The sequence below is a fragment of the Paenibacillus sp. J31R120 genome (assembly GCF_056269225.1).
The window spans coordinates 1,209,354-1,223,048 of the sequence record NZ_JBWDNN010000001.1; the positions used below are offsets into that span (position 1 = coordinate 1,209,354).

General features: G+C 50.5%; 13 protein-coding genes. 12 read left to right on the forward strand and 1 reads right to left on the reverse strand.

Features of this window, described 5'->3' with window-relative positions; translation table 11 throughout:
- Positions 1–4: 4 nt before the first annotated feature.
- The 5 genes from AC0YNW_RS05535 to AC0YNW_RS05555 all read left to right on the forward strand — a co-directional run bounded on the left by AC0YNW_RS05535 (position 5) and on the right by AC0YNW_RS05555 (position 5,192).
- The gene (locus AC0YNW_RS05535) at positions 5–1,399 is read left to right on the forward strand and encodes a galactose-binding domain-containing protein (protein WP_475831069.1); all 1,395 of its coding nucleotides are present in this window, start codon (positions 5–7) and stop codon (positions 1,397–1,399) included.
- A 117-nt stretch (positions 1,400–1,516) separates the two neighbouring features.
- A complete protein-coding gene (locus tag AC0YNW_RS05540) occupies positions 1,517–2,701 on the forward strand; it encodes an ROK family transcriptional regulator (RefSeq protein ID WP_475831070.1) in 1,185 nt (394 codons plus the stop codon).
- Positions 2,702–2,793: 92 nt separating this feature from the next.
- Positions 2,794–3,120: a hypothetical protein gene (locus AC0YNW_RS05545; protein WP_475831071.1), complete on the forward strand. Its 327-nt coding sequence runs from the start codon at positions 2,794–2,796 to the stop codon at positions 3,118–3,120.
- Positions 3,121–3,297: 177 nt separating this feature from the next.
- Positions 3,298–4,122, forward strand: a complete 825-nt coding sequence (locus AC0YNW_RS05550) for a MerR family transcriptional regulator (RefSeq protein ID WP_475831072.1) — start codon at positions 3,298–3,300, stop codon at positions 4,120–4,122.
- A gap of 53 nt (positions 4,123–4,175) precedes the next feature.
- The gene (locus AC0YNW_RS05555; protein ID WP_475831073.1) at positions 4,176–5,192 is read left to right on the forward strand and encodes a serine hydrolase domain-containing protein; all 1,017 of its coding nucleotides are present in this window, start codon (positions 4,176–4,178) and stop codon (positions 5,190–5,192) included.
- A gap of 56 nt (positions 5,193–5,248) precedes the next feature.
- On the opposite strand, the gene AC0YNW_RS05560 is transcribed toward AC0YNW_RS05555, so the two are convergent.
- The gene (locus AC0YNW_RS05560; protein WP_387475284.1) at positions 5,249–5,599 is read right to left on the reverse strand and encodes a hypothetical protein; all 351 of its coding nucleotides are present in this window, start codon (positions 5,597–5,599) and stop codon (positions 5,249–5,251) included.
- Between the two features lie 311 nt (positions 5,600–5,910).
- Here AC0YNW_RS05560 and AC0YNW_RS05565 point away from each other — a divergent pair, with 311 nt between their 5' ends.
- The 7 genes from AC0YNW_RS05565 (at position 5,911) to AC0YNW_RS05595 (ending at position 13,658) form a co-directional block, all read left to right on the forward strand.
- Positions 5,911–7,980 carry a transglycosylase domain-containing protein gene (locus AC0YNW_RS05565; RefSeq protein WP_475831074.1) on the forward strand — a complete coding sequence of 690 codons (2,070 nt, stop codon included), beginning with the start codon at positions 5,911–5,913 and terminating at the stop codon, positions 7,978–7,980.
- A 120-nt stretch (positions 7,981–8,100) separates the two neighbouring features.
- Complete coding sequence (locus tag AC0YNW_RS05570; RefSeq protein WP_475831075.1) at positions 8,101–8,559, forward strand: SMI1/KNR4 family protein; 459 nt, start codon at positions 8,101–8,103, stop codon at positions 8,557–8,559.
- 10 nt (positions 8,560–8,569) lie between these two features.
- Entirely contained in the window at positions 8,570–9,103 is a 534-nt protein-coding gene (locus tag AC0YNW_RS05575; RefSeq protein ID WP_475831076.1) for a cupin domain-containing protein, read from the forward strand.
- A 210-nt stretch (positions 9,104–9,313) separates the two neighbouring features.
- A complete protein-coding gene (locus AC0YNW_RS05580; protein ID WP_475831272.1) occupies positions 9,314–10,294 on the forward strand; it encodes an aldo/keto reductase in 981 nt (326 codons plus the stop codon).
- Between the two features lie 167 nt (positions 10,295–10,461).
- Positions 10,462–10,770 carry a hypothetical protein gene (locus AC0YNW_RS05585; protein ID WP_387475292.1) on the forward strand — a complete coding sequence of 103 codons (309 nt, stop codon included), beginning with the start codon at positions 10,462–10,464 and terminating at the stop codon, positions 10,768–10,770.
- A gap of 582 nt (positions 10,771–11,352) precedes the next feature.
- A complete protein-coding gene (locus tag AC0YNW_RS05590) occupies positions 11,353–12,606 on the forward strand; it encodes an MFS transporter (RefSeq protein WP_475831077.1) in 1,254 nt (417 codons plus the stop codon).
- Positions 12,607–12,767: 161 nt separating this feature from the next.
- A complete protein-coding gene (locus AC0YNW_RS05595; protein ID WP_475831078.1) occupies positions 12,768–13,658 on the forward strand; it encodes an ATP-binding cassette domain-containing protein in 891 nt (296 codons plus the stop codon).
- Positions 13,659–13,695: the final 37 nt, after the last annotated feature.

The following is a 13,695-nucleotide window of genomic DNA, read 5'->3' on the forward strand; positions in this document are numbered from 1 at the left end:
TGCAATGTTAAGTTGGAGCACTCGATCAAGCGTAAGGAAATGGAGTCTGATGGTGCTGGTGATGAGCTTGCTGCTGCTTGGGACACCGATCTACAAAGAGGTATCCTATGCGGCGCCGAGCAATCTGGCAGCAGGCAAATCCGTAACGGCAAGCCAGCCGATCACGGGAAGTCCTTCTCTCGTGACGGACGGCAACAAAAGCAGCGACAATCATGTAGGCGTGACCGAGAATCTGCAATGGATACAGATCGACCTGGGACAAAGCTATTCGCTTACCCAGGTGAAGGTATGGCATTACTTCGCGGACGGCAGAACATACCGGGATGTCATTGTTCGCTTGTCCAATGACGCCAGCTTCAGCAGTGGAGTCACGACAGTATTCAACAACGATACCAACAATAGCGCTGGACTCGGCGTCGGCAGCCATGCGGAATACAGCGAGAGCAGCACTGGGAAGACCATTGACTTCTCTGCTGTCAATGCCAGATATGTCCGGCTATATACCAACGGCAGCAGCGCCAACATCTACAATCATTACGTAGAGGTAGAAGTGTGGGGCGAAGGTTCGGGCGGCGTTACGCCTCCGGTTGTCACGCATGCTCTGTTCAATGACTTCAATTATTCGGGCCCTTACGACTCTAATATCGGATTGCATAACTGGGTTATCCGTACAGGGGTCGGAGCTCCTGGTCCGGCTGGCGCTTCCTGGTCTGCCAGCAACATCTCTTTCCATGACGACGCCTCGCTCGCAAGCAACAAGATTATGCGCCTTAAGGCCAGCACGAATGGAACAGGAGCGGGCACAAGCCAGTCGGAGATTTATACCTCCTCCATGAAATTTAGAGAAGGAACCTATGCGGCAAGAGTACGATTCACTGATGCTCCTATCTCGGGGCCGGATGGCGACGGCATAGTGGAGACGTTCTTTACAATCTCCCCGCTGCGCTACGACAACGATCCGCTGTACAGCGAGCTTGACTTCGAGTTGCTGGCCAACGGCGGATGGGGCGTCCCGCAGCCGGCGATGTGGAATACATCCTGGTATACGTACAGCAATAATCCATGGAGCAAAGACAATTTGTATACCGCGCATGTAGGCAATTATACGGGCTGGCATACGCTGGTGATGGTCGTCTCTGGCGGTGAAGTGAAATATTATTTAGACGGCAGCCTGCTATCTACACATGGCGGCAAGTATTATCCGAGAGCAAATATGTCGATTAACTTCAATCTCTGGTTCATGGCGGAGCAGCTGATGGGCACATCGACACCTAGAACGTATGAGATGGATGTGGATTGGGTTTATCATGCGAAAAACACAGTTCTGACACCGGCACAAGTCCAGGATGTGGTGCAAAACTACCGAAATCTGTCCATCCGGCAAGCGGATAATATTTAGTTCGATGCAAGAAAGGGGAGTCGAATCCGGCTCTCCTTTCCTGAGGATATGCTATGTCTGGCCCCTCTATTATGCTAAAATATAGGAAACATGCAGTCGGTGAAAGGATAGGTTTGGGTGCAGGTGAAAGGCAATCTTCAGCTCATGAAAGAAATAAATATGGCGACCATATTGAATCTGCTCCATCGCGAAGGCATGCGAACGCGGGCGGAATTAACGACGATGACAAAGCTGAGCGCTACGACGGTATCCGCATTAATCGAAGAGCTGATTCAGTTGAAGCTGGTGGAAGAGCTGGGCGAGAAACAGACGACCGGTGTAGGCAGAAGGGCGATCTCGCTTCAGATCAACAAGGACGGCGGTTACGTCATTGGCTTGTCCTTTGGCAATCAGTATTTGCGATGCGCAATCATGAATTTGCATGGAGATTGCATTGCGGAGTACAGGACGGAGATCGGGAAGGGCAATGAGCGGATCGCCGGTCAAATCGACGAAGCGCTTAGCTCCTGCATGCAGCAAGCAGCTGGCGTCGATTCGTCGCTAATTAAAGGAATTGGCGTTTCGACTCCGGGCATCATTGATTCAAGCGGCGAGACTGTGCTGGTGTCACGTTACTTGCAATTGAAGCAGTTCAACGTCAAAGCGCATATTGCGGCTTCCTATCCGAATATCCCTGTGAAGCTGGTGAACGACTCCAACGCGGCTGCCTTTGCGGAGTTTTATTCCGGTGCGGCGAAGGGGATCAGCAACATTGTTTATTTGACTATTAATGAAGGTATCGGCTCAGGCATCATTATCGATTCTACTATTTATGCGGGATATCAAGGCACTGCCGGCGAGATTGGACATATTCCGGTCGATCCCGGCGGCGAGCAGTGCACCTGCGGAGCGGTAGGCTGTATCGAGACTGTGCTGACAAGCCCTTATATATTGAAGAAAAGCCAAGCACTGGCCTTGAAGCGGGAGGTCCCAATCCCGGCTACATTCGATGAAGTGCTGGAGCGCTACAATTCAGGCGAAGAATGGCTGAAGCCGATCTTTGACAAGGTGCAATATGTGACGACCTTTATGCTGGCGAGCGCAGGCAACTTCGTCAGCCCTGAGGTGATGATCATTGAAGGATGGATGAACGGATCGCCACGTTTCATGAGCCAGGTGAAGGAGGCGATCGAAGCCTTTCCGTTCCCGCTTCCGTTCCGGCAGGAGCGCATCATCCCAGCATCCTTCGGAGACAAGGGCTCGCTCTATGGCGCAGCAACGCTGATGCTGCAGCAAATATTCAGCGCATCGGTATTGAAATAATGGAAGACAATTCCCTGCTCAGTGACCCTTAATATCCCATTTCCAATCTGTTATACTGTACATAACATGCAGGGAGTGGAGGGGATGATCCTATGGCAAACCAAAAAACAATCGGGCTTGGTACAGTAGCGTTGTTCATTTTGGCGCTTGGTTTCTTGTTCAATTACAAGTTTGCAGATGGCTTTATCATCAGCCATTACCTGTTTCAGCTATTGAATCTAAACGTTTATTCTAACGGAGAAAGCGGATTTCATTATCCTTTTTTCGCTGCGATTCTATTTTGGCTGCCGGCTGTTCTCTTGTCTCGAAAGCATCGACGGAATTATGGAGCAACGATAAGTTATAAATTGGGCGGGCTCCTGCTGATTGTAACCAGTGCCATCTCGGTTATGTTTCTAGTGGATTATTTTATTATATAAGAGGACTAACCGTAATAGCCGCGTGAATCGCGGCTTTTTTCGTTTCACAGGATAGTATGGCGGTATTCAAATGGCCGTTGACTTTGCCCTTAGGGGAAGGCGCATAGTAAGAGCTAAGCAAGGCCTTGGCTCAACGGGAACATGATCTTAAAATCAGTGAAAAGTGGGGGGTGACATATGCTCACAATTGGTGAGTTCTCGAAAATATGCGGCGTATCCACAAAGACGCTTCGCTATTATGCGGAGGTGGGGTTGATTCATCCCGAGGTCATCAATCCGGAAAGCGGCTACCGGTATTACTCTATTCTGCAGCTGAAAACGATGCTGTTCATCAACCGCTTAAAATCGTATCACTTCTCGCTCGACGAGATTAAAACGATGCTGGAATGGGAAGCGGACCAGTCTGACGAGAAGCTGGCCTCCGCTCTCCAGCGTAAAGCCTGCGATCTGCAGCAACAGATTAAGGCTTACACCTACACCTTGAACCAGTTGAGGAAGGATGCCGACCGGCTCCATAGCGGAATTCCGATTATGGCTTATTTGGACGGAATAGAAGTTGAACTGGTGGAGACGGGGCCGATGAATCTGCTTTGTACTCGCCAATGGATGAGAGGAGAAGATTATGCGGCTGGTTACGGGCTGTTCTTCAGCAAGCTCTATGAGAAAATTGCGAAGGACAAGCTGACGCTGTTAGGTACGCCAATGACGATTTATCACAGCCCGGAGTTTAACCCGTCAGGCAACGATACCGAATTTGCAGTACCGGTGAAGGAGATCGTGACCGGAACGAGAGACTTTCCAGGCGGTTTATGCGCGAGGTCCGTACTGAAGGGCTCCTATTCCGGGATGCCATCCGTGCTTGCCAGGTTAAGGGAATGGGTCGAACACGAAGGGTTCGAGGTCATCAGTTCGCCTTATGACATCTATGTGACAGATCCCATGCAGACAGCCGACCCGGAGGATAATGTGACGGAGGTTTACTTTCCCGTCAGGAAGAAGTAACGGAGCAGCACTTGGCGTTCCAACGTAAATGTACGCAGCATAGGGGGAGTAACATGCCTGACAATGAGTGGACTGATTATAAGGAAACATCCCTCCAAAAGGCGGGAAACTCGGCTAGTTTATTGCAATTGGATGAATTAATAGCAGCTGAATATAGCAATATTACCGGCATTGTGGCGGTGAAAGACGGTTCTATTGCGTATGAAAACTATTATAACGGCTTTGGCGTCGGCGATAAGCATCATGTTGCCTCGGTTACAAAGAGCGTGCTGTCTGCATTAATCGGCATTGCGATCGATAAAGGATATATTGCGAATGAACATGCCAGAGTTCTGGATTTCTTCCCCGAGTATACGCCTTCCGGATCGGAAGCCGACGGACAACGGGAGAACATTACGCTCCGCCATCTGCTTACGATGACGGCACCGTATCCTTTTGCAGATTGGCAGGAGCCGCTGGACCAAATGTGCATGCAGCCCGACTGGATTGGATACACATTGGATATGCTTGGCAAGGGTGGAGAGATAGGAGCTTTCAAATATAGTACCGCTGGCGCTCATCTGCTATCAGCCATTCTTACCCGGACAACGGGTCAAAGCGCGCGTGAATTTGCCAACATGCATTTGCTTGGACATGCCGGCATGCAGTCGATTCCGAATTACCCGATGAAGGCGTACGGCTTTGACGAGCTGTTCGGCCAAGAGGTAAGAGGCTGGGTTCATGATCCCGGTCATTATTCGACGGGCGGATGGGGGCTAACCCTTACGACACGCGATATGGCGAGGTTCGGCCTATTGTATCTGAATCGCGGCAAGCGGGTTCAACGGCAGATTATTCCAGAGAGCTGGGTAGCGAAATCCATAGCGATGAATCCCAATCAATACGGTTATTTGTGGTGGCTGCGCCATGAAGACGGCCTTCGATCCTTCTCGGCCATGGGCGACGGGGGCAATGTGATCTGCTGCTTGCCTGAGCAACATACGGTTATTGCGATCTCATCCTCCTTTATGGTGAATCCGCGCGACCGCTGGTCCTTGATTAAGGAACAGCTGCTCCCGGTGATAAAGTAAAATCAGAAAGCCCTTCGACAAGTCGTCGAAGGGCCCTTCAACCTTAACAATTCAAGTTATGAGTATGAAGTAGGCATCAGATGGACATTATCCAGCGTGCAATTGTAGCTGCTGTACGTGAAGTCGGTAATATAGTTGCCTGACAAATAGCCGACCGGAATTCTCAGCTCCGTGTAGGAACCGGATACCGTCCTGGTTGTTTGATAGACTAACGTGCCAGGCTGACCGTATGGATCGGCGTAGTGCAGCTTGATCGTCACATCGCATGGCGTGCTGGAGAAACATAGTATACCGGCTCTCAGGTCATAGTTACCGGCTGGGTTCACGACATGATAACCGCCATCGGCTGAAGCTGTCGCGGCAAAAGCAAAAAATACAGTCAACAATACAACTATCATTTTCTTCATCTTATAACCTCCTTCGAATTTGAACTGCGGGTTGAGCTTAACTGGACCTGCAATTAACCTTCATCCCTCCCCATACCCCGAATTGCCCACCGGATTCCACAAAAAAACCGCTTTCCAGATCCAGAACGAGAGTCAACTTCGTCTCATAACAAGGGAGGATCTGCTAGCGGTTAATTTCTATTATATACCAATTTTGAGGGCTAGACATGGGAATATTGGATGTCTCCGCTTGATAGGCCGAACGACTCAAATCGGCGCCCCCTTACGAATGTTTATCTATAAAGATAAGAAATGCGGGGGGGACTGCAGTAATGAGTAAGGCATCAAAAGATAAACAAAAGAAAAAACGAATCGGGTTATGGAAAAAAGGGCTAATGCTGCTTGGAGTGGTCCTGCTTCTGCTGGGCGCCTCTAGCTGGGTTGGCCTTCGGATGTTAGTTTCAGCCCAGGATGTGACGCGGCTGGATGAGCCGCTGCCTGCGCCTACCGTTATATACGATGATAAAGGACAAGAAGCGGTCATCATCTCGTTGAATGAAATTGAGCCAGTCGCCTTCGAGGAGATTCCGAAGCATATGATTAATGCGATTGTGGCAGTGGAGGACAGGCGCTTCTATGAGCATGAAGGCATGGATATATGGGGCATCGGAAGGGCGCTCATGCAGAACGTAACGGCAGGGCAGACCGTTCAGGGCGGCAGTACGATTACGCAGCAGCTGGCGAAAAATGTATTCCTGTCCCATGAGAGAACGCTGAAGCGCAAGTGGAATGAGGTGCTGCTCGCTCAAAAAATCGAGGAGCAATACAACAAGGACCAGATCATAACGATGTATCTGAATCAAATCTACTTTGGCGAAGGGGCGTGGGGCGTTAAACGTGCCGCGGAAGTGTACTTCGGGAAATCCGTCGGAAGTCTGACAGAAGCGGAAGCGGCATTGCTTGCGGGACTGGTGAAGGCGCCTTCGGTGCTGTCGCCGTACAAGCGGCCGGAGAAAGCGATCGAACGCCGTAACGTTGTGCTTTCGTTGCTCAAGAATCAAGGCTACCTCGATGAGCAAGCCTATGACCAAGCGATCAAAGAGGCGCTCACGCTTCGCGAATCCAGGCCGAACCGGGCGGACTCCATTCAATATCCGTATTATACGGATCAGGTCATTCGCGAGGCGATTAGCCAGTACGGCCTGACGGAAAATGATGTTCTGCACGGGGGGCTTCGCATTTACACGACGCTTGATCCCGGCATGCAGCAGGCTGCCGAGAATATATTCAAGAATGACAGCCTGTTCCCGGCAAGCATGGGAGATCAGCTTATTCAAGCGGGCGCCATTCTGATCGATCCGAAGACTGGCGGGATCAAGGCAGCGGTGGGCGGCAGAGGCAATCAGCCGTTCCGCGGCTTCAATCGCGCCGTGCAGCTGCGCAGGCAGCCGGGTTCTACGATTAAGCCGCTTGCATCCTACACACTAGCGCTGGAGAACGGCTTCCGGCCAGATAGCCGTATCGCAGATGAGCCGGTACGCTTCGGTAGCTATGAGCCGAGGAACGTAGACAACCGGTTTCACGGCAAGGTCACGTTGTATGAAGCGCTGATTCAGTCGTACAATATTCCGGCTGTGAAACTGCTCAATGAGCTGGGCATCGATCAGGGCATCGATGCCTTGACCCGATTCGGCATTCCGCTTGAAGCGGAGGACCGGACGCTTGGTCTCGCACTTGGCGGCATGAAGCACGGCGTGTCTCCGCAGCATATGGCGGAAGCGTATGGTGCATTCGCCAATGACGGGAACCGCATAAGCAGCCATGCTATCTCGCGAATCGAGTCAGCTGACGGAACGGTCATTGCGGAACGCAAGGAGGACGAGGGAACGAGAGTCGTAGCACCCGAAGTCGCCCAGACGATGACTGCTATGCTGCAAGGCGTGGTGGAGAACGGCAGCGGCAAGGCAGCGGCGATCGCAGGACGAGAGGTCGCGGGCAAGACCGGTACGACCGAAATGCCAGGAGTTGCAGGCGGTGCAAGAGACAATTGGTTCGTCGGCTATACGCCACAGTTGGTCGGGGCTGTCTGGCTCGGCTATGATCAGCCGGACAGCCAGCATTATTTGACCACTTCATCCAAGGCCGCCGCTCTTGTGTTCAAGGAACTGATGAGCCAAGCGCTGCAAGACCAGTCGTCCATTCCGTTCCCTGTCGTGAAAGGGTTGATTCCCGTCAAGCAGGATTCTGCCGCAACAGATGACGGGAACAAAGGCCATAAGGATAAAAAGAAGGAAGAAAAGAAGAAAAGGAAAGAGCGGGAGAAGGAAGAGAAGAAACGTAAGAAAGACCAGGAGAAGAAAAAACGGGAGCATAAGAAAAGAGACAGGAATGACAATGATTGAAGCCGGCGCCTCCGAAGATATCGCTTCTATTCCATTTCTAACCGTTGCGGATTTGAACCTATGGAAACGATTGGGTAGAATAAGAGAATAATAGTTTGCGAAGGGGGCTGCTTTGTACGTATGTATGAGCAATTGGCAGAGAAGCTGGAACGCACGAAATGGATCAAATGGCATCATGGACACGGCGTTGAAGAGAGCTGGATCACCGAAGCGGAAGCGGAGCTGGGATTTGCCCTGCCGCCTTCTTATTGCTGGTGGCTGCGGAATTACGGCAACGGGCGGCTGGACGGCGGAGAGATCCTTTCGCTTGGGCCTCCCGAGCATCGAGATATCAATGATAGCGACTTGCTCTATATCCATCGGCTGAATATAGAGGACGAGGACTGGGTCAAGGCGTTTCCGGACAGGCTGGACCTATATGTGCCGGATTCGGATGAACTGTACTTTTTCGATACTTCATCCGTCAATGATCATAATGAGTTCAACGTTATGCAATATGATTTGATGAACGGAATAATAGATGTGTATGCTCCGACATTCGCGGATTTCCTGGTGCAATTAATCGATCAGTGGGGGTGAGATGAGCGAGATGACCGGATCAAAATCTCTAAAGAATGAGCTGCGCTATCCGGACGGCCGCACAATTATTTGCAAGGCATTGGGGAAGGATCAAGAGGGAGAGTATTTGATGGTGGAGCATCGCATGACCCAGAAGGGGGCCATTAACGGACCTCATTGGCATCCGGTTTTGTCAGAGCGATTCATGATTGAGAAAGGGACGATTCACTTTAAGGTAGACGGAGAAGTGATGGCTGCGGGTCCCGGTTCTATCGTATCCATATGGCCCCGCCAGGTTCATCAATTCTGGAAGGAAGATAACCAATTGCTCGTGATGCGTCATGAAATACGTCCGCCCGGCAATCACTGGCATATGTTCGAGCTGATTCATAAGCTGGAGACGGAGGGACTGATGAACCGGAAGGGCATCCCGCGCAATCCGCTTTGGCTTGGCGCTGCATGGGCGTCTATGGACGGCTATATTGCTGGTCCGCCAAGATTTGTGCAAAAAGTGCTATTGGGCGGCTTAGGCCGATTAGCCAAAGCATTCGGATATAAAGTGTAAGCAAAATGAATGAATATGCCAACAATCCAAACCGCGCCTCGCGCGGTTTTTTGCTGTTCCCTTAACAGGAGCTTAACGCAAGGCCTCGATCCGTTGAAGAAATAAGGTTCATGATGCTGAAAAGACGGCACTCTTAATCAAAGCTTGACTGTTAGCTGGCTCCATACGTTAAACTATGGATAAAGATGAGCTGAGGGAGTGAGTAATCGCATGGACTATGTGAAGCTTGGGAATACCGGACTGGATGTATCTCGCCTTTGTCTTGGCTGTATGGGGTTTGGCGTAGCAGAACGATGGATTCATCCTTGGGTGCTTGATGAGGATAGAAGCAGGCCTATATTGAAAAAGGCACTGGAGCTGGGCATCAATTTCTTCGATACGGCAAATGTGTATTCAGATGGAACGAGCGAGGAAATCGTTGGCCGGGCATTAAAAGATTACGCCAATCGGGATGAGATTGTCATTGCGACCAAGGTTCACTTTCGCATGCATCCTGGCCCCAATGGCGCAGGCCTGTCCCGCAAAGCGATCATGAGCGAAGTCGATAAAAGTCTCAAACGCCTCGGAACCGATTATATAGACCTCTATCAGATTCACCGTTGGGATTATCTCACTCCGATCGAAGAGACAATGGAAGCTCTTCATGATGTGGTGAAAGCGGGGAAAGCCAGATACATCGGCGCATCGGCGATGTATGCCTGGCAATTCCAGAAGGCGCTGTATGTAGCAGAGCGCAATGGCTGGACCCGATTCGTCTCTATGCAAAATCATCTGAATCTGCTCTATCGCGAAGAGGAAAGAGAGATGCTCCCGCTGTGCAGAGAAGAAAAGATCGGGGTCATTCCCTATAGTCCGCTCGCCTCTGGCAGATTGACACGAGACTGGTCGGAAGCCACGCATCGTTCTGAGACGGATCAGGTACAGCGGTCCAAATATGATGCAACTGCGGACACAGACCGGCTAATTGTGGAGCGGGTCGCTGCAATAGCAGAGCAGCGCGGCGTGCCTCGCGTTCAAGTAGCGCTGGCATGGCTGCTGCAGAAGGCGCCAGTTACCGCGCCGATTATCGGCGCTACCGCAATCTCGCATCTGGAAGATGCGGTAGATGCGCTTTCCCTTAAGCTGACGGCAGAGGAAGTGGCCTCGCTTGAGGAACCGTATGTTCCTCATCGGATTGTCGGGTTTGAGTAATCGCAGCTTATATAATGAACGATGCCACCGGTTTGCAAGCTCAAATCAGTGGCTTTTTTGTATTTGCAGGAGCGGGCTTGACTATTGGATTTCGTCGCATTATATTTATAATTTCTAATAGTGATGATGAGGTAGCCAATCAATCAAGATGAACTGGAGGCATAACCATGAGCCAACGATTTCGCATCACCCGCTCCTTTCAAGAACAGGCAGAGGAACAGGTCATTACGCTGGAGGAATGCAAACAATATTTTGCATCCAAGCCGGACTTTGAATATGCTGCGTCTTTTACAGTAAAGGGACCAGATAGCACGATGACGATAGACGGAGATTTCTTCATGTGGAGCTATGGCGACGCCAAGATTCCGTTCCGCCATTATATGGGCGATTTGTACGTCGCCGTCTCGAACGAAGCGGTAGTACCCAAGATGGTTGAGGTCGCAAGCGATCTCCATGCCGATCTGACCGAGGGATAAGCATATCCCTCGGGCCTCGGCCTTTATGGAAAGAAACCTTCGTATGAGTCATAATGACCGCAACCCCTCCTGCTTACACCAGTCACAAATCTACTAGCTTTTCTCCACTCAAACAAGTTAACACTCGTGTCTCATCCTCATTCAAATTCCAATGCAAGGAAGGGCTTCTCAAAGAAATTATCCCTTTATCTTCTTGATATAGATTGGGATTTATTCTAGTATTGTGTCCCAGCAGCAGGCATGGCTAATGCAGCTTCTGGGAATCGAAACGGAACGGAACGGAAGACAGCTCAGGATGGCAAGTCAATGCTCCTGCTCCTATTAGTTAATGCCAATAATTATTGTCATTAACTATCGCGAATCGAGGTTGCCTTTCAACGATCTGATGCTGCGGAGAGAACTTCGCAAATAATTAGCAAATAAGAAGAAATATTCGGCTTCATTTCGTGATAAAGTTAACATGTTGGAGTTCAGAGGGGAGGACAACCAAGCAGCTGTCGTATAGGCAAGATACTGTTGGGTATAATCGTGGAATAGGTCTCAATGAACGGAATGAGATAAAACGGAAAGGGTACATATACGATGTCGAAGACGGAAGAATATAAACAGAACCATTGGAAGAGAAATATTATTTTATTTTTAAGCGGCCAGACGCTCTCGCTATTCGGGTCCGCTTTGGTGCAATATGCGATCATGTGGTACATTACGCTGACAACGCAGTCCGGCATTATGATGACGCTGTACATCATTTGCGGATTTATACCAACCTTTTTGCTTTCTCCATTCGCAGGCGTATGGGCGGACCGCTTCAATCGGAAAAATCTCATTATGATTGCAGACGGAATGATAGCAGCTGTTACGCTTATTCTTGCCATTACGTTTATGCTAGGTTATGAAGCAATGTGGTTGTTCTTCGTCATTGCAGCTGTACGGGCACTCGGAGCGGGGATACAGACACCTGCAGTAGGGGCGATCCTTCCGCAAATTGTACCGCAAGATAAGCTGATCAGAGTGAATGGCATAAATGGAAGCATCCAAGCGATCATCATGTTCGTCGCTCCAATCGTTAGTGCGGGCCTTATGTCAGCGGCATCGGTCGAAGCCATTTTATTTATCGATGTGGTGACAGCGGCTATCGCTATCTCTACCTTGTTTTTCTTTCTCAAAATTCCATTGCATAAGAAGGCAACCGAAGCCCAGCAAACAGGCTATCTGGACGATTTCAAGGAAGGACTTCGCTATATCGGTCAGCATGCCTTTCTGAAAACCTTCTTTATCTTTTTTGCGTTTTTCTTTGTCCTGATGGCGCCTGCCGCATTCCTGACCCCGTTGCAGACAGCGCGCACCTTCGGAGATGAAGTGTGGCGACTGACGGCAATTGAAATTGCGTTTTCAATTGGCATGATGGCAGGCGGGGGAATCATCGCCTCGTGGGGCGGCTTCAAAAATAAGGTGTACACGATGACAATCGCCAGTGTCATTATGGCGGTATGCACCGTAGCGCTCGGCATGGCTCCGTTGTTCTGGATCTACTTGGCGTTTATGGCAGTGTTCGGCGTGGCGATGCCGATCTTCAACACACCGACAACCGTCATGCTGCAAGAGAAGGTCGATCCCAATTATCTTGGCCGTATCTTCGGCGTGTTCGGCATGATCTCGACCTCCATGATGCCGCTAGGAATGCTGATCTTCGGTCCGCTAGCCGATGTGATTCAGATCGAATGGCTGCTTATTGGTACGGGGCTGCTCATGCTCGTATTGACGGCGTTCTTCGTCGTCAACAAACGATTGATCGAAGCTGGCAAACCTGTGCCGGTGGAGGTTGTACAGGAGTAGAGGAATAAAAGCTGCCTTTCAGGCGGCTTTTTTTAATTTCATCTACTATAAACCCGAGAAATCATATAAACTGGAAGAACCAAGGGGAATCATGTCGATATTTACATCGGAACAGAGCGATAGAGGGTGAATGCCTATTGATGAGACGGAGGGGAATGGACATGACTGCACGTTTGACTTCCAAGCTTGTGCCTACAGATTGGACTCAACCTGATCAAGTGCATCCATCGAACCTTGCGGGTCATGCCGCAGAGCAAGTCTTAAGGATAGAACGTCTGAACATCTCTGTTCATCAACATAAGCTGATTGTTCCGCTTATTCATGAGGTATCCTTTTCCATTGCCAAGGGTGAGACACTGGCGCTCGTAGGTGAGAGCGGCAGCGGGAAGAGCGTTACCGCAAGCGCAGTTGCAGGACTGCTGCCCCAATCCATGCGAGTAACAAGCGGAAGCATTCAGTTTCAAGGCGAGGATATCCTGTTATGGCCGGAGAAGCAGCGAACGCGATTGAGAGGGACAGGCATTGGCTGGATCTTTCAAAATTACCAAGGCAGCTTTACTCCGTTTTTGACAATCGGCAGCCAATTATCGGAGATGATACGGACTCACCGGAGGCTCTCCAGACGGGCTGCCAAAGAGCTGGTGCTGTCCTGGCTTGATCAAGCAGCATTGCCGGCGGAGCGCGTGTACGCCAGCTATCCGTTCCAGATCAGCGGAGGACAACGGCAGCGGGCAGCAATTGCTGCGGCCCTCATGCTGGAGCCCGCGCTGGTCATTGCCGATGAGCCGACTACGGCGCTTGACGTCATTACGGGCGAGCGTGTGCTGCAGCTTATGACAGACCTTCAGAGGCTGACCGGCTGCGCAATCTTATTTATCTCTCATGATTTGCGTCATGTCATGAAGCGAGCGAGCCGTGTCGCGGTTATGAAGGAGGGGCGGATCGTGGAGCTGGGAGAGCCGATGCAAATTCGGGAGCAGCCCAGGCATCCGTATACGAAGCAGTTGCTGGAAGCTTGTCCGAAGCTCGAAGTCCCTCCTCATTTCTGGTAAGCATCTAGCAAATTCCAATTTGTATGTAATTATGCGA